This window comes from Undibacterium sp. Tian12W, from assembly GCF_049339405.1.
Classification (GTDB): domain Bacteria; phylum Pseudomonadota; class Gammaproteobacteria; order Burkholderiales; family Burkholderiaceae_D; genus Undibacterium.
The window spans coordinates 1-333 of the sequence record NZ_JBMPPK010000082.1 but is presented as its reverse complement, the minus strand read 5'-3'; the positions used below and the strand labels follow the sequence as shown (position 1 = coordinate 333).

The window sequence follows — 333 nt, the reverse complement described above, 5'->3', positions numbered from 1 at the left end:
AAGGAAGCACCTCAATGAAAACCCGTTTCTCCGCATTCCTGGCTGCAACACTCCTGGCCTTGACAGCCGCCGTTGCCGTCGCCCCTGTTTCTGCACAGGAATCCGCCTCTGCAGCTGCCTCCGCTGCCGCCCCAGCACCAGCACCTGCTGCTGACGCAGCCCCGGCACCAGCCGCTCCAGCTGACGCTGGCGCCCCAGCAGCACCTGCAGCTGCCAAAGAAATGGTAGACAACCCATACGGTCTCGATGCTCTCTGGAAAACCGGTGACTTCGTTGCCAAAGGCACACTCATCATCATGGTCATCATGTCCATGGGCAGCTGGTACATCCTCA

General features: G+C 60.4%; 1 pseudogene. It reads left to right on the top strand.

From position 1 onward, the window contains the following. Positions 1 to 14: 14 nt before the first annotated feature. Positions 15 to 333, top strand: a pseudogene (locus tag ACO0LI_RS30695) (MotA/TolQ/ExbB proton channel family protein); the annotation flags it as partial.